Here is a 19,888-nt window from a genome sequence, read left to right on the forward strand (position 1 = left end):
GAGGGTGCAGGGTGAATATACATGCGATACATATATACGGATACGGTAAATTTGCCAATCAGACATTTCGCCTGTCTCCTTCAAATCTGCATTTGGTCTACGGGCTCAATGAAGCCGGGAAAACGACGCTCATGTCGTTTATTGAAAGCGTGCTGTTCGGTTTTCCGAAGACGAAACGGTATGAGCCGAAAACGGGCGTCATTTACGGGGGGATGCTTGAGGTCGGGCACCCTGATTTGGGGCAGATCCGGATCGAACGAACGGCCGGAAAGCCTGAGCGGGTCACCGTTTATCTGGAAGACGGCAGCACGAAGCCGGAAGGTTTTTTAAATGAGCTGCTGTCAGGCGTCGACAGACAGCTGTATAAAGCGATCTATTCATTTGACGTGTTCGGCCTTCAGGAAATTCATAAATTCAACCGCGACAAAATCGGCCGTTTTCTGCTGTTTTCGAGTCTGTTCGGCTCTGATGCGATTTCAAAGATGGATGCCGGCCTCGTGAAAAAGCAGGAAGAGCTGTTTAAACCGAACGGCCGGAAACCTGAACTGAATCAGGAGCTCGACCGGTTAAAAAAGCTTTCCGAAGATTTGAAAAAAGCGAAAGCGCGGGAAGGCGACTACCACCGCCTGTTAAACGAAAAAAAAGGCGCTGAGGCCTCAATAAAGGACAGCGGACAACTGCTGAAAGATCTTGAGCATCTCGTCTCACAAATCGAGCAGGCGATTGAGATTCTGCCGGCGGCCGCGGAAAAACGCCAGCTGGAAGAGCAGCTCGCATCTTTCGGCGGCTCAGGGGAAAGCCGTTTTCCCGAAGGCGGACTTTTTGAGCTTGAAAAGCTCGAATCCCACCTGCATCCAAAAGCGGCTCAGCTGAAGGCGCTGGAAGAGAAAAAGCGCCGTTTGGAACAGCGGGCCGCCGCTTTTGCACCGGCTGAAGACTTTCTCGAGCACGAAGCGGAAGAGCTTTTAAAAGCATATCCGTTTTACCAGTCGTATTCCGAAAAAATCGCGTCTTTGACTGATCAGCTTCACCAGATTAACGGACGGGTTCAAGCGGGGCTTGGGCGCCTGAAAATCGAGGAATGCGATATCCTCAATGCGGACACCGCGTATGAATATGAGTGGAAGCTGCAGGAAACCGCTCAGGCATACATCGAGCTGCGTGAACTGAAACGGTCGCTTGACGAACACTTTGAGCAGGCGAGAGCTGATCTGGAGGAAGCTGAACAGGCCCACGCCGCTCTCAGCAATGAAGTGATGCCGGAAGATGTCCGCAAGCAAAAGGAGGAAACCCTCAGCCGGCTTGCGTCAGCCGGCGGCCATGCCGGAAGACGGGAAGAGCTGCTCCTTCAGCTGTCCTATCTGAAGCAAGAACAAAAGGTTCGGATGAAAAGAAGAAAGACCGCTTTTGCAGCAGCGCTTTGTGCTGCTTTCGCGGCCGCTTTTGCGGCGCTCTTTTTCAAGGAGTGGTTCCCGGGCGCTTTACTCGTGCCGATCTTGCTCATATTTGCCGCTGTTGTTCTAAAAAAGCCCGAGCCTTCCGCGGCAGCGGCTTTTATTCAAAAACAGCTGGACGACATTGATCGCAGCGGTACAAAAAGCGGAGTGAGTGACAACGCTTTGAGGGAAGAGCTGTGGAAGGACGACCAAACCCGGCAGCTCCTTATCGCAAAACAAGCAGAGCTCAGACAGAGAGAAGCGGAATATGAAAGAGCGATTCAGAAGTTCGAAGCGTGGGAAAAGGATATCCGTCCGTATCAGGAGAAGACCGAACGCTATTTGAGAGAGCTGAACCTGTCAATCGACCCGTCATTTTTAGCCGATGCGTACGCTTTGATCAAGGAACTCCGAGAGGAAATGTTGAAAAAGCGGGATATCGAGCAAGAGCTGAGCCGCCTTCAAGCTAAAAAAGCATCCTTTGAAGCGGAATTGAGAAAGCTTGTCTCATCTCTCGGCCGCGCTGGCGAAAGCGTCCAAGAGCAGGTGTTTCAGCTGAAAAGCGCGCTTGATTCCCAAAAAGAAAAACTTCGGCAAAAACAGGAAGCGGACGTGTCTTTAAAGCATACCGCCGAACAAATCAAAGAGCTGACAAAAGAGACGGAATACTTCCAATCCCAAATTGGCGAACTCTTTCAAAAAGCAGGGGCGGACGGCCGTGAGATGTTCATCGGTCTGGCGAAGCGCGACCAAGCCAAAAAAGAATTAACGGCAAGGCTCGGGCAGCTCAAAAGAGAGCTCGGCAGGCAGGACGAGAAGGCCGTCATGCTTGCATCAGAACACTCTCTTGCAGAACTGAAAGGAAAGCTGGCCGAGGCGCAGGAAAAAAGAGCCCGTATAGAAAATAAGCTTGCAGAAGAAAGACAAAAGGCGGCGAATGTCCATGCGGAACTGGTCAGACTTGAGGAATCGGGAGCGGTATCCGAGCTCGCCTATCAGACCGGAATGCAAAAAGAGCGGGTCGCCGAACTGGCCAAAAAGTGGGCAGCCGTCAAGCTGATCCGGCAGGCGGTCAAAAACAAGATCGATGAACATAAGAAGGTTCGGCTTCCGAAGCTGTTACAAACGGCTGAAACATTACTGAACCCATTGACTGCCGGGCAATACGAAAAAATTTATTTTTCTGAAACAGATGAATCCATGATGGTCATGCGGAAAGACGGGGCTGTTTTTTACGCCCACGAACTGTCCCAGGCAACTTGTGAACAGCTCTATTTAGCGATCCGATTCGCTCTGGCCCTCTCCCATCAAAAGGAAGTCAAATTGCCGTTCCAGCTGGATGACAGCTTTGTCCACTTTGACGAGGAGAGGTTTAAACAAGTGCTGAACATCTTAAAAAAGCTTTCAGGCGAAGAACAGCAAATCTTGTATTTTACGTGTCATGAACATGTAAGAGAAGCTTTTCACGACGAAGATGTGATCCTGCTGCCTCCCGTCATGAAAAACGTGGAAGTAAAGGGTATAACTAACAAATAAAAGTGTGTGCTATAATGATTTTATGTAGGAAAACGGAGGGAGCTTTATCATGGCAAAAGGTATCATGCTGCACGAAGTTGGCGAGCAGGTTGATTTGTATTTGCTCATTAAATCGTCAACGAAAGGAATCGCGAGCAATGGGAAACCGTTTTTAACGCTGATGCTCCAGGATCAGTCCGGAGATATAGAAGCGAAGCTTTGGGACGCCAAACAGCAGGACGAAGTGACCTACGGCCCGCAGACGATCGTGAAAGTGGTCGGCGACATTCATCATTACCGCGGGCGGAATCAGCTGAAGCTGAGAAACATCAGACCTGCGGGCGACAATGACAATGTCAAAATCGATGACTTTCTTGAGACTGCACCGATTCCCAAAAACGAAATGATGGATGCGGTCACTCAATATATTTTTGAAATGAAAAACCCGAGTATTCAGCGAATCACGAGGCACCTCGTCAAAAAATACGGCAAGGAATTCATTGATTATCCAGCTGCGACGAAAAATCACCACGAGTTCGTATCAGGTCTCGCATACCATGTTGTCTCCATGCTGAACCTGGCCAAATCGGTCGCAGACCTGTATCCGTCGCTCGATCGCGACCTATTGTACGCAGGTGTTATTTTGCATGACCTTGGAAAAGTAAAAGAACTATCCGGACCGGTGTCCACGACCTATACTGTCGAAGGGAATCTGCTGGGGCACATTTCGATTATGGTGACAGAAATTGCAAAAGCAGCCGAAGAGCTTCAAATTGATTCAGAAGAAGTGCTGATTCTCCAGCATTTGATTTTAAGCCATCACGGCAAACCCGAATGGGGCAGTCCAAAGCCGCCGATGGTCAAGGAAGCGGAAATTCTTCACTATATCGACAACCTTGACGCGAAGATCAATATGATGGACAGAGCGCTCGAACGGGTCAAGCCGGGAGAGTATACCGAACGCGTCTTTGCATTGGATAATCGTTCCTTTTACAAGCCTGTTTTTCACAAATAAGTGTCATAACTTGTCTCCCTTTTGCATAATGTCTGATATACAGTTTATTCAAAAAAGGGGGAAAAGCCGTGCTGCTGTTTCCGTGGTGGGTGTACCTTTGCATCGTCGGCATTATTTTCAGCGCCTATAAGCTGATGACGACGGCAAAGGAAGAGGAAAAGATCGATCAGGCTTTTATCGAAAAAGAAGGCCGCATTTATATCGAACGGATGGAAAAAGAAAAAGCACAGCGCATGAAGCGTTCATTGGATGAAGATCAAGAACAGCATGAAAAATCGGCTGACAGTCATTCCATCGCATAAAAAAAGCTGTCCGGCCCCGCGAGGGGAGGACAGCTTTTTTGGCGTCAGCTGCTGCTGCTTGTCTGAGCTTGGCGCTGGTCGACTTGTTTTTTCAACTCTTTGTCTTTTACTTTTAGATCAGCATCTTTGACAAGTTTGTCGATAACAGATTGCAGTTCAGTTTGATCGTTTTGCTTTTGTTCTTGGACCTCTTTTTTGAGATCTTTTTTCATGTCTTCATATTTGCCGCGCTCTTCGTCTTTCTTAATGATGTGATAGCCGAATTGCGATTTCACAGGGCCGCTGATTTCGCCGGTTTTCAAAGCAAACGCAGCTTTGACGAAATCCTTGTCCATGTTATCTTCCTTGCCGACCCATCCGAGGTCGCCGCCTTTTTCGGCTGTTCCGTCAGTTGAATACTCTTTTGCAAGGTCTTCGAATTTTTCGCCTTTTTTCAGCTTTTTCTCAACTTCTTCAGCCGTTTTCTTTTCCTTCACAAGAATGTGGCTTAAGTGGATTTTGCCTTTTAGGCCGTCATAATATTCTTTTACGTCATCATCGGTTACTTTTATGTTATCCTTTGCGGCTTTTTTCATGAGAAGTTCGTATTTGATCTGTTCTTTGACGAAGTCTTCGCCTTTCTGCTCAATGAGCTGGTTGAGCTGGTCACCCATCGACTTTTTGTACTCGTTCAGCTTTTTGTCGATTTCTTTGTCGGAGACATTGTATTTATCATCGAGTACTTTTTGCTGAACGAGCATGTTCAGTGCGTCCGCTCCGGCATTGTCTTTTAATGTTTGATAAAGGTCTTCTTTTGTAATATTTCCAGCTTTTGTTTCTGCAACAACCTCAGAGTCTCCTCCGCTGCATGCGCTGAGAGCCAGCACACTTGTCGCTGTAATCGCCGCAATTGCAATCTTCTTCATAAATGCAAACACTCCTAATCATAACAGTTTAAACTTTCCTTTGAATTGTATCATATCATATTCTGACATGCTGTAAAAAGATTTTCAACAGAGGGGCATCCGTCTAGTCAAATTTTCTTTCCGCTCATACAAATATATTGATCAAGAAAAGGAGGTCAATAACATGAGCGGAGGATACTCAAGCGGTTTTGCTTTATTGGTCGTGTTGTTCATTTTATTAATCATCGTTGGTGCAGCTTATCTGTACTAAAACCTTAGAAAATGAGAAAAGAACCGTCATTTTTTCAGGCGGTTCTTTTCTTTTGGACGATAGCCTAATCGTTTCATGACATTCGTGCATACACTAATGTAACGACTGGGGCAGAGGAGGTGTCAATATGGGCGACGGTTATACAGGAGGTTTCGCTGGCGGCTTTGCGCTGCTTGTGGTACTGTTCATCTTATTAATTATTATTGGTGCTTCTTGGATATGCTAATCAAAAAAAGGATAGCTGCCGGATCAATACGATCGGCAGCTATCCTTTTTTTCTTTACACCGTAAAGGAAATCTCAATGAATGATGAGATCAATAAAATTAAGATCAGCACATTAATCATTCTAAACACCTTATCCTGCCGTTCTTCAGGAATCTCTCTGACAAGGCATAAAGAGTTTGTAAGCTTGTTTATGTTGAAGACAGTAAAAACCGCAAACAAGATGAAATAAAAAAGGATGATAGGAGATCCCCCTCTCTGTTTCTGCTCCATACTACATTACCAAATATTTATTAAAAAAGATAGAAAATAGACTGAAAAAAAGGATTTTCCAAGTGCCGAGCGGCTGGATTATTTTTGTATTAAAATATCAAAATCGTCGGCTTCCTGATCGACATAGCAGTTTTTAGGCGCTTTGATCAGTTTCCAGGCAAACAGAAAATCAGGCAGACAATAGCCGAAATGAATGCTTGAAATGATGCAGAAATAATGAGCAAAGCTCGGCATCACAGCCCCCGCGTAAAATAAAGCAGGCGTGATGACGAAAAAAGGGCAGAGAAGAGAGACAAGCATCGTGTTTTTTGGAACTTCTCTCCATGTTCTCATTTTCAACCAATAAATCTTTTTTTCTATTTTTTTCTTGCTGATCAACGGCAAGATATGAAGAATTTTATGGGCAATTATAGCCGCAACCAATAGTCCTGCAAACAAAAGGGCATGATCGCCTCTCTGAACAGTTTGCGGATGAATCAGCTGCATCGCTAAATATTCGGGAATAAAAAATAAAATCATTAAACTGACGGCAGTAAGCACGATGCGCATGCCTCCATAATCTTTAACGAGATTGATGGTTTTCCAGCAACTCATAAATGACATCCTTCCGTTTCAACAAACTGTTATATGAAATCCTCAGAATAATTTACTCCTCTGGATGAGAAAAATCAATCCCTTTTTCGAAAAAAATTTCGTCATTTTCCAAAGAATTTAGAAGGGTGTAAAAGGAACAGAAATCTCCCGTGTTGAACTTTCATCAAAAGGGAATATCGGCTAAAATAAGAGAAAGGGAGAGAAGGGACAAATATGAACTCTATGGAGCAACGCCTTGAGCGGCTGGAATATTACATCAAACTGTTATTGAACAATGCGGATATGGAAGAGTATCCGTATTATAAAATGTTGATCGAAAAGGGCTTATCAGAGGAAGAAGCAAAGGAAACGGAAAAGCTGTGCGAAGAGCTCTCAAAGGAGCTTGAAGCACAAAAAGCGCAAGGATATGTGATGTTCGATCATCTCCTCACGCTTTTTGCGGGACAGTTAAATGAAAAACTTGAAGTGCACGAAACGATTTTCGCCCTTCACAGACAGGGTCTGTACAAACCGCTGATGAGCGAATTCATCAGCATTATCAGGCAATACGATCTGGCTTAGTTTTTAAGAGGCTCAAGCGGTTTGTCCATCTCTATCGATTCCCCGGCTTCTTTTGCTTCTTGTTTTTTCCTCATTTTGCCCTCTTCGCTCGTAAATTCACTTTCGATGTTTGAAAACGATTTTTCGAAAATTTCCATGAAATCATCGCCGTAAATATGGCGGATGATCGACATCATCTCGACGATTTCTGGAAACTTCCCGTACAGCTGATGAAGGGGCTGAGCGCCTTTTAAGACGGCATTCCGGGTCGGATCGTAAGACTCGAGGATTTTAAGGAAAACGTCTTCACCTTTCGGAGTCAGCTGAATGTAAGTGTTTCGTTTGTCATTCAACTTTTTGGAAAACTCCAGGTAACCTCTTTCCTCAAGTTTTTTTGAAAAATTAAACGCTGTGGATACGTGCATGACGCCGAACTTGGCGATTTCCGAAATGGATGCACCGTTCAGCTGGTAGGCGATCCACAAAATATGATGCTCGTTAATGTTCAGATCATAAGGTTTAATCCACTGCTGCCAATCCTTTTCTATTGACTTCCAAAGCGCCTTGCTAAGCTGTGCCATTCTTTGACTGAATAAAAGGGCTTCTTTCACCGTATAGGGCTCTTCCGCTCGATTCATTCACTTCACCTGCTTCTCTTTATCTTATAATTTCTATTATGCCAATAAAATAAAGATTAATAAAGATGTAAATTTACGAAATTTTTAAAAAATCCAGCTTTACGGTGTGAAATCAGGATTTTACCCAAAAAAAGAGCGTGAAAATTTTCCATTCACACCCCTTTTTTAAGGTTCATTTTTTTCGCTGAGTATATTAGTTTTGTAAGGTTTTCTCCAGCTGTTTTATCTTTTCTTCAATCTCAGCGATTTCCTTTTTTAAGTCCTGCTGGTGAGGTTTGATTTCATCGCGCCATTCCTGGATGGACGTTTGCAGTTCGCTGCCGACGTCTTTGATGATTTCCGCGCCTTCTATGGCGGTTTTGACGAATTGCTCTTTTAATGCGATTCCGTCGTTTTTCAGCCTTTTGACGGTGTCTTCCCATTTACCGCAGTTGGCTTTTAGCTGTCCTCTCAAGTTTTTTCCTGAAGTCGGCGCGGTCAGCAATGCTGCAACACCGCCAATAACACCGCCTACAATCAGTCCAGCTGCTAAAGATCGGCCTTTTGACATGTACATCACCCCGGTTATATTTTTAAAGATCAGGCTTGGCAGGCGCCCGTCTTCTCATGATTAGATACTGGCGTTCGAGCCGGGCCATCCGTTTCTCTTCTTAGAAACTTCTGCATAGCTTGCTTTATTTTAGCATACTTTTAAAAAAAGGAGGGAGAGGGTTGTCTGTCATTATCATTGTTTTGACAATTTTAAGCGCTGTGTTTACCGCCGGCTCCTTTTATTATTTAAGGCTTCTCGGATATTCTGCATCTTACCCGCCGAAACGCATTCTTAAACAAAAAGCGCTTTTTTGCACGGGAAGCGCAGGATTGGCGCTCCTGCTCCTTTTTTTTATTCAGCTTCTTATATAAAATATCGGGCGGATTCCCCTTTTTTTGACCATCAAAATGAAAAAAACCTCTTCAAAAAAAGGATAACCCTTTTCAAGAAGAGGTTCTGGTTTTATTTGACTTGTTCAATCAGCCTTGAGCGCTTCATGATCGACTGCACGATCGGGAAGATGACCGCCATGGCGATCGTGTTGATCAAGGCAGCAGGTAAAACGACAACAGAAAACAGGGTAATGAACCCCTGGTTTCCAGGCAGGCCGACGATGAACAGCGCAGCCGTAAGGAAAATGGTTCCGGAAAGAACCGTTCCTGCAGCAGTTAATCCGGCGGCGGCAAGCGTTTTGCTGTTCAGCTTTTTCACAAGCAGAAATACGCCGAAGAACATCAAGGCTGTTAGCGGTTTGTCGATGATGTTGGGCAGCTGTCCTCCCGGAAAAGCCGTCGTCAACGCGGAAATGACGCCTGTCACGATTCCGATGACAAGAACATTTTGCAATCTAGGGAACAAAAGGATTCCCATAAACATCATGATCAGCATCATATCCGGCTTCATTCCGTAGAAAAAAGGCGGAATCACAGCGTGAAGCGCCGCTCCAATGGCGACAAACAGGGCCATAGCCACTAATTCTTTTGTTTTCATGTCTATTCTCTCCTCATCTAGGCTCTTTTTACGCTTTCCAATAATATGCTCGTCATTTATTGCGAAAGCTTTCTAGTAGTATATCAAACTTTCGAAGGAATGGGGAAGCCTTTTTCGCCATCTTCCATCATCAGGATAAACCATCAGTTTTCTTCGTGGAATTTCTTCATAAAGGCTGCCAGCATTTCGCAGTCTTCAACAGATACGGCATTGTAAATCGAAGCGCGGCAGCCTCCGACCGAACGGTGTCCGCCAAGCCCTGACATTTTTTCTTCCTTTGCCTTTGCGATGAATGATGCTGTCAGCTCATCATTTTTGAGCGTAAAGGTGACGTTCATGTTTGAGCGGCTGTCTTCTCTCGCATGGCCGCGGTAGAATCCGCCGCTTTCGTCGATCGCGTTGTATAAAATACCGGCCTTTTCTCGATTGCGTTTCTCAATGGCATCGAGGCCGCCTTTTTCCTTGAGCCACTCCAGCACGAGAGACAGCATATAAATCGCAAAAGTCGGCGGGGTATTGTAGAGAGAATCCGCTTTGGCATGTGTTGAGTACTTCAGGATTTTGGCAACTTGCTCGTTTTCTTTGCCGAGCCAGTCTTTTTTCATGATGACAACGGTCACCCCTGACGGTCCGAGGTTTTTCTGAGCGCCGGCATAGATGATGTCAAATTGGGAAACATCGATTTTTCTGCTTAAAATATCGCTGGACATATCAGCGACAACCGGAATCGGAGCGTCAGGGAACTTTTGCCACTGCGTTCCGAAGATCGTGTTGTTGGAAGTCAGGTGGAGGTAAGCACCGTCTGCCGGAATCTCCGGTACTTCGGGAATATAGCTGTACGTATTTTCTTTACTGGACGCGATGATCGATGTGTTTCCGAAGAGCTTCGCTTCGGCGAGCGCTTTTTCAGACCAGGCGCCTGTCATTATGTAGTGCGCCGTTTTGTCTTTGGAGAGGAAGTTCATCGGAATCATTGAGAACTGAAGGCTTGCTCCGCCTTGCAGAAACATGACTTCATAATCATCAGGTATGTCCATCAGTTCCTTTAACAGAGCTTTCGCTTTTTGATGAACGGCGTCATACTCTTTGCTGCGGTGGGACAGCTCCATCACGGACATCCCCGCACCGTTGAAATCAAGAAATTCGTCTTTCGCCTTTTGCAGTACTTCTAAAGGCAGTGCTGCCGGTCCTGCGTTAAAGTTCGTTGTACGTATCATCACAATCGCTCCCTGTTCATGTATAAAAATATAAAACCATCCTATCACAAAAGGTTCCGGTTATACATAAAAAATTTGAATTGTGTGAAATATAGAACAAAGTCTATTTAGTCGTGCCGGGCGATCTGATAAATGTGGAGTTTTTTTGAACGAAAAAAAGACGCCGGCAGCTGCCGGCGCCCTTGGACAATGTCTCGATTACAGGTGCTTGTTGATGGAAGCTGCAATGTTCTGCAAGTCTTCCGGTGAATAGTCGTCCGCATGTGTTTTCCAGACGGCTCCGAATCCGTCTCCTTTGCCGTAGCGGGGGATGATGTGCATGTGATAGTGGAAGACGGACTGCCCCGCTTTTTCGCCATTGTTATTCAGAAGGTTTAAGCCGATCGGCTCGTATTCGTCTTTGATAGCTTGGGCGATTTTCGGAACCGCTTCAAAAAATTCCCTTGAAACATCAGGTGTCATTTCGTAAATATTGGTTTTATGAACTTTTGGAATCACAAGCGTATGCCCTTTTGTGACTTGGCTGATGTCGAGAAAAGCCAGTACATGTTCATTTTCAAATACCTTTGCACAAGGGATTTCTCCGTTTATGATTTTGCAGAAAATACAGTCGCTCATACTTTTCCTCCTTTTTCCATCAGGGAAAGGTTATGTATAAGCAACATATTACCACAATTTGCGCGAAAACACGAAAAACAGGATGAACGGCTCCAACGTTCACCCTGCCTGAAGAAGGTACGCTTTAATGAAGAAACGTTAACTGCCTTTTGCAAGCACCCCATTTTCGTCAAAATGAAAGCTTGTAACGCCTATACATTTCCTGCGACAAACACCTCATTTGATCGTCACACCTTTTTTATATGACGGAGATGTCAAATAAAGCAGGTGCTTTCTCAATTCAGTGGATGAAAGAAATTTCTAAGCTTGACATGTTTCATACTCAGGAACTCTTGCCGATTTTGTCTTTGACAAACACCTCATTCGCCAGAGTTGATAAGCTTTCCCTTCTTCAAGAATTAGAATGTCCTGATGCGCATTCGATTATTCGTTTTATTTTAAGGCCGAAAAGCGGGAGGGAAAACGTTTCAAATACATTCTTGTTTTTGGTACTATTAAGAAAAATGCAGGAAAGGAACGAACGTATGTCACTACTGACTGTTAATGAGTTAACTGGAGGGTATACAAGAAACCCGGTGCTGCGCGATGTTTCATTTGCGATTGAACGGGAGCAGATCGTCGGGCTGATCGGTTTGAACGGAGCGGGGAAAAGCACGACGATCCGGCATATCATCGGCTTAATGGAACCGCACAAAGGATCGGTTGAATTGAACGGCAAAACGTTCATGGACGATCCGGAAAGCTATCGTTCCCAATTTACGTTTATTCCGGAAACGCCGATTTTATATGAAGAGCTGACATTGAAGGAGCATTTGGAGCTGACGGCGATGGCGTACGGCCTTTCGAAGGAAACGTTCGAGAAAAGGCTTCCGCCGCTTTTGAAAGAATTCAGAATGGAGAAGCGCCTGAAATGGTTCCCTGCCCATTTTTCAAAAGGTATGAAGCAGAAGGTTATGATCATGTGCGCTTTCCTTGTCGAACCCGACCTGTACATTATAGACGAACCGTTTCTCGGTCTTGATCCGCTGGCGATCAATGCCCTTCTCGAGCGGATGAACGAAGCGAAGAAAAACGGAGCGGCGGTTTTGATGTCGACGCATATTTTGGCAACGGCAGAGCGGTATTGCGACTCCTTCATTATTCTTCATAACGGCGAAGTGCGGGCGAAAGGAACGCTTGATGAGCTCAGAGAGCAGTTTTCGATGGAAGAAGCGAGCCTCGACGACCTGTATCTTGAACTGACGAAGGAAGAGAGCTATGAATAGCATTCTGGGGATTTGGAAGACAAGAATTGAGGAGTATGTCAAAGAAACAAGATCATATTTGAAATACATGCTGAATGACCACCTTGTCATCGTCATGATTTTTTTCCTTGCAGGAGCTGCGAGCTGGTACAGCAAATGGCTGAAAGAGATGCCCGAAGGTTTTCCCGCCTATTGGGTGATGGCCGTCATCTTTTCGTTCATTTTGACAGGCTCATACGTCCGCACGCTAATTAAAGAAGCGGATCTCGTCTTTTTGCTGCCGCTCGAAGCAAAGATGGAGCCGTATTTTCAGCAGGCTTTCCGATTCAGTTTGTTGACGCAGCTTTTTCCGCTGGCCGCCGCGGCCCTCGCTTTGGCACCGCTCTATTTTGAAGCGAGCGGCCAGGCATTTTCCGCGTACTTCATCTTGCTGATTCAGCTGCTCGTCTTAAAAGGATGGAACACAGCGATGCAATGGCGGATGACGTTTTTCGGCGAAAAAAACATGAGGGTCACCGACTGGATTGTCAGACTGCTTCTCAACACGATCGCGATCTATTTCGCTTTAGCGTCTTCATACGGATTTGCAGCAGCTGTCTACCTGATCATGGCCGCTCTGTATGTGTATTTTAAAATGATCGATAAGAAAAAATCGTTTAAATGGGAGCTGCATATTGAAGACGAAATCAGAAGAAAGCAGCGGTTCTACAGAATTGCGAACCTATTCACAGACGTTCCCCATCTTAGAAAGCAGGCGAAAAGAAGAGCATATCTCGATTGGATGCTCCGGTTTATTCCGTATGAACAGCGCCGGACATTTACATATATGTACGGAAGGGCCTTTATCAGATCAAACGACTATTTCGGTATCGTCGTCAGGCTGACCGCAATTTTTGGTATCATCATCGCTTATTTTTCGACATATGAGTGGGTTTCTGCGGCGCTCATCGTCTTTACCGTATTCATTACAGGAATTCAGCTGACGCCGCTGTTTGATCATTTTTCACACTTGTCCTTGCAGGAGCTTTATCCCGTCAAAGCTGCAGAAAAGCGGAAGAGCTTTTTCGGTCTGCTTCACATTGTTCTGAGCGTCCAGGCGCTTGTTTTATCTGCCGTTGCCGGAGCCATGATGCAGTGGACCGGGATGCTCGCCGGACTGGCCGGCTCCGCATTGCTTATATTTGTAATTTTGAAGCCTTATTTCAACAGCAGATTAAAGAAAAATGCCAAGAGATCATGAATCCTTTTCTTTTTAAGCAAGTATGATGAAAGAAGAGGTGAGAGGCGCATGAATGAAAACCAGCTTTATTTGGAGGAAGCAATCCGCTGGAAAATGAAGTTTCTCAGAAAGCCGTCGATGGCTGAGCGGATGTCGAAAGGCGTGCAGTCGAAAATCAATGCCCGCATTCCCGCCAAAGTTCATAAAGCGATAACAGAAAGCATTAAAAAGATGGTCGAGGCCACTTTGCTCGGCTCGAATTTGACGACTTTTGACAAGAAAACAGGCACGCTTTCACTAAGGGAAAAAGATGAGCTGGCTCAGAAGACGATCGCCCAGTATCAAAAGGCGGCTGCCGTTGAAGGGATCGGAACAGGCGCAGGCGGGATTTTTCTCGGACTGGCGGACTTTCCGCTTTTGCTCGGCATCAAAATGAAATGCCTGTTTGAATTGGCGTCGATTTACGGATACGATATCAAGGAAAAAGAAGAGCGGATGTTTCTTCTGTATATTTTTCAGCTCGCCTTCTCAGGGGAAGCTCACCGAAAAGAAATTTTCCGTATGATTGAACATTGGGAAACCGAAAAGCGCGAAATCGATTGGCTGGCATTTCAGCAGGAATACCGGGACTATCTCGATCTTGTAAAGCTGTTTCAGCTTGTGCCGGGCTTCGGCGCGGTCATAGGCGGAACGGCTAACTATAAGCTGCTTGGGCATCTTGGGGAAACAGCGAGACACGTTTTCCATATGAGGTTGATACATGAGACAGCCGGATATTGTTGATCCGGCTGTTTTTTGCTTTTTCGGTTGTTACATTGCAGGCGTTTCGCGGAGCGACTGCTCTTTCTCCTGATAGGAGACAGCGGCATTTGCCAGCACCTTGGCTGCGATCAGCAGCGCTTTTTCATCAAGATCGAATTTCGGATGGTGGTGGGGAAACACCGCGTCCGGATTTTCAGGACGGGCGCCTGTAAAGAAAAATGTCCCTTTGACGCGCTCTAGGTAGTAAGCGAAATCTTCCCCGCCCATTTGCATGCCGCTTTCCTCAACGTTTTCGACGCCTTCTGTCTGTTTGGCGATTTTTGCGAGAAAAGCCGTTTCTTCCGGATGATTGCAGACAGGCGGATAGCCCCTTTCAAAGGAATAGTCACAGTCAGCGCCATGCATGCCGCATATACCTTTTGCAATCTGTTCAATTTCGTTTTCAATCAAGGTGCGGATTTCATCATTGAAGGAACGCGCCGTCCCGATTAAAACGGCTTTATCAGCGATTACATTAAAGGAGTTTTCGGCAACAAATGAACCTATCGAAACGACTGCCGGCTGAGTCGGATCGAGCCTGCGGCTGACAATCTGCTGGAGTGAAGCGACGATCTGCGATCCGATCAACACGGCGTCTTTTGTTTTATGAGGCTGTGCGCCATGCCCGCCTTTGCCTTTAATCGTAATCGTAAAACGGTCCGCAGCGGCCATGATCGGTCCTGTTCGATATTGAACGGTTCCCGTCGGCTCAGTAGCCCACAAATGGGTTCCGAAAATCACGTCAACACCGTCAAGACAGCCGTCTTCAATCATCGGCCTGGCTCCACCCGGGGAATATTCCTCGGCGTGCTGATGGATGAGGACGATCTTTCCTTTTAAACGGTCGGCATGTTCGTTCAAAATTTTCGCGAGGACGAGCAGGGTGGCCGTGTGCCCGTCGTGTCCGCAGGCATGCATCACTCCCGGCACCGTCGACCGGTAAGGCACATCTTTTTCATCATGAATGGGCAGCGCGTCAAAATCGGCTCGAAGCGCAATGACGGGGCCGGGCGATCCGCCTTCGATGTGCGCGAGAACTCCGCCCCCGCCGACATTGGTGCGGATAGGAATACCGAGCGCTTCATAGTAAGAAGCGATAAATGCGGCTGTTTTCTTTTCTTGAAAAGAAAGCTCCGGGTGCTGATGAAAATGACGCCTCAATTTGACCATTTCATCGTAGTGTGCATCAAGCTGCTCATTAATTTGTCGGATGAATGCGGATGCGCTCAAAAAAATTCCTCCTTTTAGGAATGACAAGTTTTTATAATTTTATGACAACTGAAGCCGCTGTTCAACCTTGCTGTCACGTTTTATAGAAGAAAAATGGCGGCAATCGTTGTGACAGTTAATCCGGCTGCTACAGGAATAAAGTTTTTTCTGGCAAGATCGAACGGGTCCACTTTACAAATCGCTGCTACCGGAATGAGCGCCCATGGCACAAGCGTACCGCCGCCGACCCAAATGGCTGAGATTTGGCCGAGTGCGGTCAGAACGGCCGGGTTGCCGTCAACAGCCGCAGCAAACATCGAAGCAGCTGATCCGGCTAGAGATATTCCTGAAAAACCGGAGCCGTCAAGACCGGTCACCGCTCCCGTGACAGTGAGCGCCACTGCGGCGAGTTCTGGAGAGAGCGGGACGCTGTGGGCAAAAGCTGAACCGAGGTCCTGCACGATCCTATTAGAAAAACCGGGTATCTCGGCTGTCAGTACTTTTTCGAAACCCGCGTCGCCCAAGTAAAAAAAGGCGGCGATCGGAATGACGGGGGCAAACACTTTAAAGCCGAACTGAAATCCGCGAATGAAATAACCGGTGATTTTCTCAAGACGACGGTGTTTGTGGACGATAAAATGAATGAGAATCATGACGAAGACAGCTGTTCCTCCGACAAGCGCCGTCGCTTCGTCTCCTTGCAATTCCAGGATCAGCATCGCGGCGATATCCCCTAAAAAAATGACCGGAATCATCAGTGCGAGCCATTTTCTTGGGGCTGGGGGAAGAAGCCATTCAGGCTCGCTTTGCCGCCGCTCACTGTTTGCGGCTGCTTGATTGTCTTTCTCTTTCCTGAGCATAAAAAAGGCTGCCGCCGTTGTCGAAAAGCCCATGATCAGGACGAGCGGAACGCTTGCAGACATCACTTCTGCAACGGACAGTCCGGCTGCATCTCCGGTCAATTTAGGCGCCGCCTGGATGATGTAATCGCCTGATAGAGCGAAACCGTGGCCGAACAAATTCATGGCGCACGCTACCGCTATCGGGGAGAGGCCGGCTTTCAGCGCGGCAGGCAGGAGGACGGCGCCGATCAATGCGACAGCCGGGGAGGGCCAAAAAAATGAAGAAATGATAAACATTAAAGCTCCGGTGATCCAGTAGGCCAAGGCAGGACCTTTCATCCATTTGGCGATCGGAGTGACCATTGCTTCATTAACGCCGGTCTTTGCCAGCAGTTCGCTCATCGAAACGGTAAAGCAGATGATGAAAATGGTCGGGAGAAGTTCTCCGGCGGCGTAGATTAAGCTGTTGAACAGGCCCATCACAGAGGCAATGGCAGAATGGGTCGCCGCTAATGAAATGAAAAAAACCCCGGCAAGCGATATAAAGGTGGTATCAAGACGAAGAAGCATAAATGCGAGAATTGCAGCGATAAAGCCCAAATATATAAAGTGAACGGACGTTAATTCAATTTCCATTTCCCGATCCCCCCGTTAACATAACCTCATACAGCTTATTCCTGGGCTGTCAGAGTGTGAAGGAAGGGCTCATTTCCTCGGAAATAAAAAACTGCCTTAAAAGGCAGTTATTCGACAGAATGATACGAAGAAATATAGGATGGGCGGGAAAAAATCGTTCCGCCTTGGTTGATTCCAGCTGAAGATTCCTTCTTTTGATGGGCTTCGCCGAACGATTTGGAGCTTTTCCAGTCCTGAAACGACTGTTCTGTGTCCCACAGCGTCAGTACGATATACGTATCGCTGTCTTTCGGCCTCAGCACCCTGAGGGCTTTAAAGCCAGACTGATTTTCGATTTTTCCGGCTCTGTTTTTAAAACGGGTTTCGAAAAGCGGTCTTCCTTCCGGTGTGACAGGGATGTTGTTGAGGACGGCGAATCCGGAATGTTCCAAAGTTCCCGACTGATCGATGATTTCGTAGCGGTGAGGAGAATGAAAGACGCTTTCTCCGTCGGTTTCGTGAAAGAGAATGGCGGAATCGTGGCTTTTCATAAATAACATGTTTTCAAGACCGTGCTGTTTGGCGAGCTTTTTTAAAAACTCGACAGTTCCGTATGTAATGTAAAAATTCAATTTTATCACCCCTTTTTTGATAGTATAACAAAAGGACGATTTAAAATTCTATCTATACCCGCTATAAATGCTGCAACATAATTTGAAGAAAAAATTCCCATACTAGCTATAGAAAGGAATGAGGTGACCATATGAGAAAGAGATTTTTCATTCCAATCATCATTACAGCGGCGATATTCCTTTTATCGTTAATCGGATATATTACGATTTTGTTTCTGGGGGATTATGTGATTGATGAAAAGAAACTGATTTTCCATGCTTCTTCTAAAATCGTCGACCAAAATGGAGAAGAAGTCACAAGCCTCTATACTGAAAACAGAAGACCTATTTCAATTGCCGAGGTGCCGGACGGCGTAAAAAATGCCTTTATCGCGGTTGAAGACAAGCGCTTTTATGAGCACCACGGCATCGATTTTAAATCCGTGAGCCGTGCGGTCTATAAAGATATATTAGCGGGAGGAAAAGTGGAAGGTGGAAGTACGATCACCCAGCAGCTCGCAAAAAACACTTTTTTGACACACGACAAAACGTTTTTAAGAAAAACGAAAGAAGTCATAATCGCGATCAACTTGGAGCGGGACTACAGCAAAGACAAGCTTTTGGAAATGTATTTGAACCAGCTTTATTTCGGGCACGGCGTCTATGGAATCCAGGCGGCTGCAAACTACTTTTTTAGCAAAGATGTGAAAGACTTGACGGTCAGTGAGGGAGCGGTGCTGGCTTCCATTCCTAAAGCGCCGTCCACGTATTCGCCCATTCTCAATCCGGAAAAAAGCCGTGAGCGGCGCAATGTCATTCTCGGCATGATGAACGAGCAGGGATATATCAGCTCAAAGGAAACCGTCAGAGCCCAAGGCAGCACATTGGGCCTCCACGTGAAAGAAAAATCAAAAAATCCGTGGCTTGACAGCTATATTGATCTGGTCATGAAAGAAGCGGAAGACAAATATTCGATTTCGAGTGAACAGCTTCTTCAAGGCGGATACACAATCAGTGTTCCGCTCGACGTTTCGATACAAAAAGCGGCTTACACGCTGATGAAGCAGGACGGCTATTTTCCCGGAACAGACAATAAAGCTGAAGGGAGCGCCGTTTTTATCGATAACCGGACAGGCGGCGTAGTGGCCGCTCTCGGAGGTCGGGAATACGCTCCGAAAGGCTACAACAGGGCAACAGCCCCGCGTCAGCCGGGTTCGACTTTTAAACCGCTTGCCGTTTACGGCCCCGCTCTTGAAGAAAAGCGGTTTAAGCCGTACTCCATGCTTGAAGATAAACAGCTGTCATACGGCGGCTACTCGCCGAAAAACTATGACGGCCAGTACGAGGGCAAGGTCTCTATGGTGGATGCGCTGACCTACAGCAAAAACGCGCCTGCCGTATGGACGCTAAATGAGATCGGAATCGAAACGGTGAAGCCTTATCTCAGCCGCTTGGGCATGAACGTGCCGGATGAGGGCCTGGCATTGGGGCTGGGCGGCTTAGAGAAAGGAGTGTCGCCGCTTGAGATTGCCGGGGCATACCGGACCTTTGCAAATTCAGGACAATACACCGAGCCGTTCTTTATTAAAAAAATCACGGACGAAAACGGGGATGTCATATTCCGCCGCGAGGAAAAATCAGAAAAGGTATTCAGCAAACAAACCGCTTGGAACATGACGCGAATGCTAGAGGAGGTCGTGAAAAGCGGAACGGGAAAAGCCGGTGATTTTTCCGGAGAGATTGCAGGAAAAACGGGCTCGACCACGTATACCGGAAAAGAGGGCGGAACAAAAGATGCCTGGTTTGCGGGGTATACGCCCGAAGTGACGGGAGCTGTCTGGATGGGCTACGATAAAACGGATGAATCCCATTATTTAAAAGGCGGCAGCGCTTATCCGACAAGGCTGTTTAAAGACATTTTAAAACGCTCCAACCATAAGTCTGAACGATTTAAGGCGCCTGAAGGTGTAAAAGATCTGGACAGGCCGATCCGCCTCGAAGATTTGGAAAGTGTTAAAGCAGACTATTCCTTTACGCCGATGGGGCTGATTACGGTGTCATTAAAATGGCATGAACAAGAGGATAAAAGGGTTGAATACCGAATATATGAAAGGAAAAACGGAAAAGAAACGCTCATTGATACGGTTAAGGGGAAAGGAAGCTATTCAATCCCTTATGCAAACATCTTTTCCAATGCTTCCTATAAAATTGTTCCGTACAATCCGCAGACGAAAACAGAGGGGAAAGGGACTGATTATATCGAACCGAAAGTGTTTCCTTCGGGTCATTAGGTACCCGA

At 46.4% G+C, this 19,888-nt stretch carries 22 protein-coding genes; 11 read left to right on the top strand and 11 right to left on the bottom strand.

The window, feature by feature from the left end; translation table 11 throughout:
* Positions 1-11: 11 nt before the first annotated feature.
* From M1D67_RS05545 to M1D67_RS05555, 3 genes are all read left to right on the top strand, one after another.
* Complete coding sequence (locus M1D67_RS05545; protein WP_479831652.1) at positions 12-2,972, top strand: AAA family ATPase; 2,961 nt, start codon at positions 12-14, stop codon at positions 2,970-2,972.
* A 49-nt stretch (positions 2,973-3,021) separates the two neighbouring features.
* A complete protein-coding gene (yhaM, locus tag M1D67_RS05550; protein WP_020450791.1) occupies positions 3,022-3,966 on the top strand; it encodes a 3'-5' exoribonuclease YhaM in 945 nt (314 codons plus the stop codon).
* Positions 3,967-4,034: 68 nt separating this feature from the next.
* Positions 4,035-4,268, top strand: coding sequence for a sporulation YhaL family protein (locus M1D67_RS05555; RefSeq protein ID WP_020450792.1), 234 nt, complete (start codon positions 4,035-4,037; stop codon positions 4,266-4,268).
* Between the two features lie 44 nt (positions 4,269-4,312).
* Here the strand turns inward: M1D67_RS05555 and M1D67_RS05560 are convergent, their stop codons facing one another.
* Complete coding sequence (locus tag M1D67_RS05560) at positions 4,313-5,173, bottom strand: peptidylprolyl isomerase (RefSeq protein ID WP_020450793.1); 861 nt, start codon at positions 5,171-5,173, stop codon at positions 4,313-4,315.
* Positions 5,174-5,336: 163 nt separating this feature from the next.
* On the opposite strand from M1D67_RS05560, the gene M1D67_RS05565 reads away from it, so the two are divergent.
* Together M1D67_RS05565 and M1D67_RS05570 are read left to right on the top strand one after the other, a co-directional pair.
* Complete coding sequence (locus M1D67_RS05565; RefSeq protein WP_003180245.1) at positions 5,337-5,423, top strand: YjcZ family sporulation protein; 87 nt, start codon at positions 5,337-5,339, stop codon at positions 5,421-5,423.
* A 127-nt stretch (positions 5,424-5,550) separates the two neighbouring features.
* Positions 5,551-5,649, top strand: a complete 99-nt coding sequence (locus M1D67_RS05570) for a YjcZ family sporulation protein (protein ID WP_020450794.1) — start codon at positions 5,551-5,553, stop codon at positions 5,647-5,649.
* Between the two features lie 54 nt (positions 5,650-5,703).
* Here M1D67_RS05570 and M1D67_RS05575 read toward each other — a convergent pair whose 3' ends face one another.
* Together M1D67_RS05575 and M1D67_RS05580 are read right to left on the bottom strand one after the other, a co-directional pair.
* Positions 5,704-5,919: a hypothetical protein gene (locus M1D67_RS05575; protein WP_003180249.1), complete on the bottom strand. Its 216-nt coding sequence runs from the start codon at positions 5,917-5,919 to the stop codon at positions 5,704-5,706.
* 78 nt (positions 5,920-5,997) lie between these two features.
* On the bottom strand, positions 5,998-6,513 hold the full coding sequence (locus M1D67_RS05580; RefSeq protein WP_020450795.1) for a DUF3267 domain-containing protein: 516 nt from the start codon (positions 6,511-6,513) through the stop codon (positions 5,998-6,000).
* A 213-nt stretch (positions 6,514-6,726) separates the two neighbouring features.
* On the opposite strand from M1D67_RS05580, the gene M1D67_RS05585 reads away from it, so the two are divergent.
* On the top strand, positions 6,727-7,074 hold the full coding sequence (locus M1D67_RS05585; RefSeq protein ID WP_023856555.1) for a YhaI family protein: 348 nt from the start codon (positions 6,727-6,729) through the stop codon (positions 7,072-7,074).
* On the opposite strand, the gene M1D67_RS05590 is transcribed toward M1D67_RS05585, so the two are convergent.
* Both M1D67_RS05590 and M1D67_RS05595 read right to left on the bottom strand, forming a co-directional pair.
* Positions 7,071-7,691 (bottom strand): HTH-type transcriptional regulator Hpr, encoded by a 621-nt coding sequence (locus tag M1D67_RS05590; RefSeq protein WP_479831653.1) that lies wholly within the window; start codon positions 7,689-7,691, stop codon positions 7,071-7,073. The genes M1D67_RS05585 and M1D67_RS05590 overlap by 4 nt on opposite strands.
* Before the next feature lie 193 nt (positions 7,692-7,884).
* Positions 7,885-8,241 carry a YtxH domain-containing protein gene (locus M1D67_RS05595; protein WP_039072586.1) on the bottom strand — a complete coding sequence of 119 codons (357 nt, stop codon included), beginning with the start codon at positions 8,239-8,241 and terminating at the stop codon, positions 7,885-7,887.
* A 161-nt stretch (positions 8,242-8,402) separates the two neighbouring features.
* Between M1D67_RS05595 and yhzF the strand changes: the two genes are divergently transcribed.
* The gene (gene yhzF, locus M1D67_RS05600; RefSeq protein WP_020450798.1) at positions 8,403-8,594 is read left to right on the top strand and encodes a membrane protein YhzF; all 192 of its coding nucleotides are present in this window, start codon (positions 8,403-8,405) and stop codon (positions 8,592-8,594) included.
* Between the two features lie 91 nt (positions 8,595-8,685).
* On the opposite strand, the gene M1D67_RS05605 is transcribed toward yhzF, so the two are convergent.
* From M1D67_RS05605 to M1D67_RS05615, 3 genes are all read right to left on the bottom strand, one after another.
* On the bottom strand, positions 8,686-9,213 hold the full coding sequence (locus M1D67_RS05605) for a tryptophan transporter (RefSeq protein ID WP_020450799.1): 528 nt from the start codon (positions 9,211-9,213) through the stop codon (positions 8,686-8,688).
* Between the two features lie 143 nt (positions 9,214-9,356).
* The gene (gene serC / locus M1D67_RS05610) at positions 9,357-10,430 is read right to left on the bottom strand and encodes a 3-phosphoserine/phosphohydroxythreonine transaminase (RefSeq protein ID WP_458110509.1); all 1,074 of its coding nucleotides are present in this window, start codon (positions 10,428-10,430) and stop codon (positions 9,357-9,359) included.
* Positions 10,431-10,628: 198 nt separating this feature from the next.
* The gene (locus M1D67_RS05615; RefSeq protein ID WP_020450801.1) at positions 10,629-11,048 is read right to left on the bottom strand and encodes an HIT family protein; all 420 of its coding nucleotides are present in this window, start codon (positions 11,046-11,048) and stop codon (positions 10,629-10,631) included.
* Between the two features lie 524 nt (positions 11,049-11,572).
* Here M1D67_RS05615 and M1D67_RS05620 point away from each other — a divergent pair.
* The 3 genes from M1D67_RS05620 to M1D67_RS05630 are packed head-to-tail and all read left to right on the top strand — an operon-like array spanning position 11,573 to position 14,294.
* On the top strand, positions 11,573-12,313 hold the full coding sequence (locus M1D67_RS05620) for an ABC transporter ATP-binding protein (RefSeq protein ID WP_020450802.1): 741 nt from the start codon (positions 11,573-11,575) through the stop codon (positions 12,311-12,313).
* Positions 12,306-13,532 carry an ABC transporter permease gene (locus tag M1D67_RS05625; protein WP_020450803.1) on the top strand — a complete coding sequence of 409 codons (1,227 nt, stop codon included), beginning with the start codon at positions 12,306-12,308 and terminating at the stop codon, positions 13,530-13,532. The genes M1D67_RS05620 and M1D67_RS05625 overlap by 8 nt, the downstream gene beginning before the upstream one ends.
* Before the next feature lie 48 nt (positions 13,533-13,580).
* On the top strand, positions 13,581-14,294 hold the full coding sequence (locus tag M1D67_RS05630) for an EcsC family protein (protein WP_429717299.1): 714 nt from the start codon (positions 13,581-13,583) through the stop codon (positions 14,292-14,294).
* A gap of 27 nt (positions 14,295-14,321) precedes the next feature.
* Here M1D67_RS05630 and M1D67_RS05635 read toward each other — a convergent pair whose 3' ends face one another.
* From M1D67_RS05635 to M1D67_RS05645, 3 genes are all read right to left on the bottom strand, one after another.
* Positions 14,322-15,482, bottom strand: coding sequence for a M20 family metallopeptidase (locus M1D67_RS05635; protein WP_165395396.1), 1,161 nt, complete (start codon positions 15,480-15,482; stop codon positions 14,322-14,324).
* A 140-nt stretch (positions 15,483-15,622) separates the two neighbouring features.
* Positions 15,623-16,999, bottom strand: coding sequence for a membrane protein (locus tag M1D67_RS05640; RefSeq protein ID WP_023856561.1), 1,377 nt, complete (start codon positions 16,997-16,999; stop codon positions 15,623-15,625).
* 107 nt (positions 17,000-17,106) lie between these two features.
* Entirely contained in the window at positions 17,107-17,610 is a 504-nt protein-coding gene (locus M1D67_RS05645; protein WP_039072631.1) for an antibiotic biosynthesis monooxygenase family protein, read from the bottom strand.
* Between the two features lie 131 nt (positions 17,611-17,741).
* On the opposite strand from M1D67_RS05645, the gene M1D67_RS05650 reads away from it, so the two are divergent.
* Positions 17,742-19,880 carry a transglycosylase domain-containing protein gene (locus M1D67_RS05650; RefSeq protein ID WP_479831654.1) on the top strand — a complete coding sequence of 713 codons (2,139 nt, stop codon included), beginning with the start codon at positions 17,742-17,744 and terminating at the stop codon, positions 19,878-19,880.
* Positions 19,881-19,888 lie beyond the last annotated feature (8 nt).

It is taken from the genome of Bacillus sp. PK6-025 (assembly GCF_056530265.1).

Excerpts from the sequence above, each read along its gene's own strand:
- yhaM (WP_020450791.1), top strand. The coding sequence starts at position 3,022 with ATGGCAAAAGGTATCATGCTGCACGAAGTTGGCGAGCAGGTTGATTTG.
- M1D67_RS05560 (WP_020450793.1), bottom strand. The coding sequence starts at position 5,173 with ATGAAGAAGATTGCAATTGCGGCGATTACAGCGACAAGTGTGCTGGCT.
- M1D67_RS05565 (WP_003180245.1), top strand. The coding sequence starts at position 5,337 with ATGAGCGGAGGATACTCAAGCGGTTTTGCTTTATTGGTCGTGTTGTTC.
- M1D67_RS05570 (WP_020450794.1), top strand. The coding sequence starts at position 5,551 with ATGGGCGACGGTTATACAGGAGGTTTCGCTGGCGGCTTTGCGCTGCTT.
- M1D67_RS05575 (WP_003180249.1), bottom strand. The coding sequence starts at position 5,919 with ATGGAGCAGAAACAGAGAGGGGGATCTCCTATCATCCTTTTTTATTTC.
- M1D67_RS05580 (WP_020450795.1), bottom strand. The coding sequence starts at position 6,513 with ATGAGTTGCTGGAAAACCATCAATCTCGTTAAAGATTATGGAGGCATG.
- M1D67_RS05585 (WP_023856555.1), top strand. The coding sequence starts at position 6,727 with ATGAACTCTATGGAGCAACGCCTTGAGCGGCTGGAATATTACATCAAA.
- M1D67_RS05590 (WP_479831653.1), bottom strand. The coding sequence starts at position 7,691 with ATGAATCGAGCGGAAGAGCCCTATACGGTGAAAGAAGCCCTTTTATTC.
- M1D67_RS05595 (WP_039072586.1), bottom strand. The coding sequence starts at position 8,241 with ATGTCAAAAGGCCGATCTTTAGCAGCTGGACTGATTGTAGGCGGTGTT.
- M1D67_RS05605 (WP_020450799.1), bottom strand. The coding sequence starts at position 9,213 with ATGAAAACAAAAGAATTAGTGGCTATGGCCCTGTTTGTCGCCATTGGA.
- serC (WP_458110509.1), bottom strand. The coding sequence starts at position 10,430 with ATGATACGTACAACGAACTTTAACGCAGGACCGGCAGCACTGCCTTTA.
- M1D67_RS05615 (WP_020450801.1), bottom strand. The coding sequence starts at position 11,048 with ATGAGCGACTGTATTTTCTGCAAAATCATAAACGGAGAAATCCCTTGT.
- M1D67_RS05620 (WP_020450802.1), top strand. The coding sequence starts at position 11,573 with ATGTCACTACTGACTGTTAATGAGTTAACTGGAGGGTATACAAGAAAC.
- M1D67_RS05625 (WP_020450803.1), top strand. The coding sequence starts at position 12,306 with ATGAATAGCATTCTGGGGATTTGGAAGACAAGAATTGAGGAGTATGTC.
- M1D67_RS05630 (WP_429717299.1), top strand. The coding sequence starts at position 13,581 with ATGAATGAAAACCAGCTTTATTTGGAGGAAGCAATCCGCTGGAAAATG.
- M1D67_RS05635 (WP_165395396.1), bottom strand. The coding sequence starts at position 15,482 with ATGGTCAAATTGAGGCGTCATTTTCATCAGCACCCGGAGCTTTCTTTT.
- M1D67_RS05640 (WP_023856561.1), bottom strand. The coding sequence starts at position 16,999 with ATGGAAATTGAATTAACGTCCGTTCACTTTATATATTTGGGCTTTATC.
- M1D67_RS05650 (WP_479831654.1), top strand. The coding sequence starts at position 17,742 with ATGAGAAAGAGATTTTTCATTCCAATCATCATTACAGCGGCGATATTC.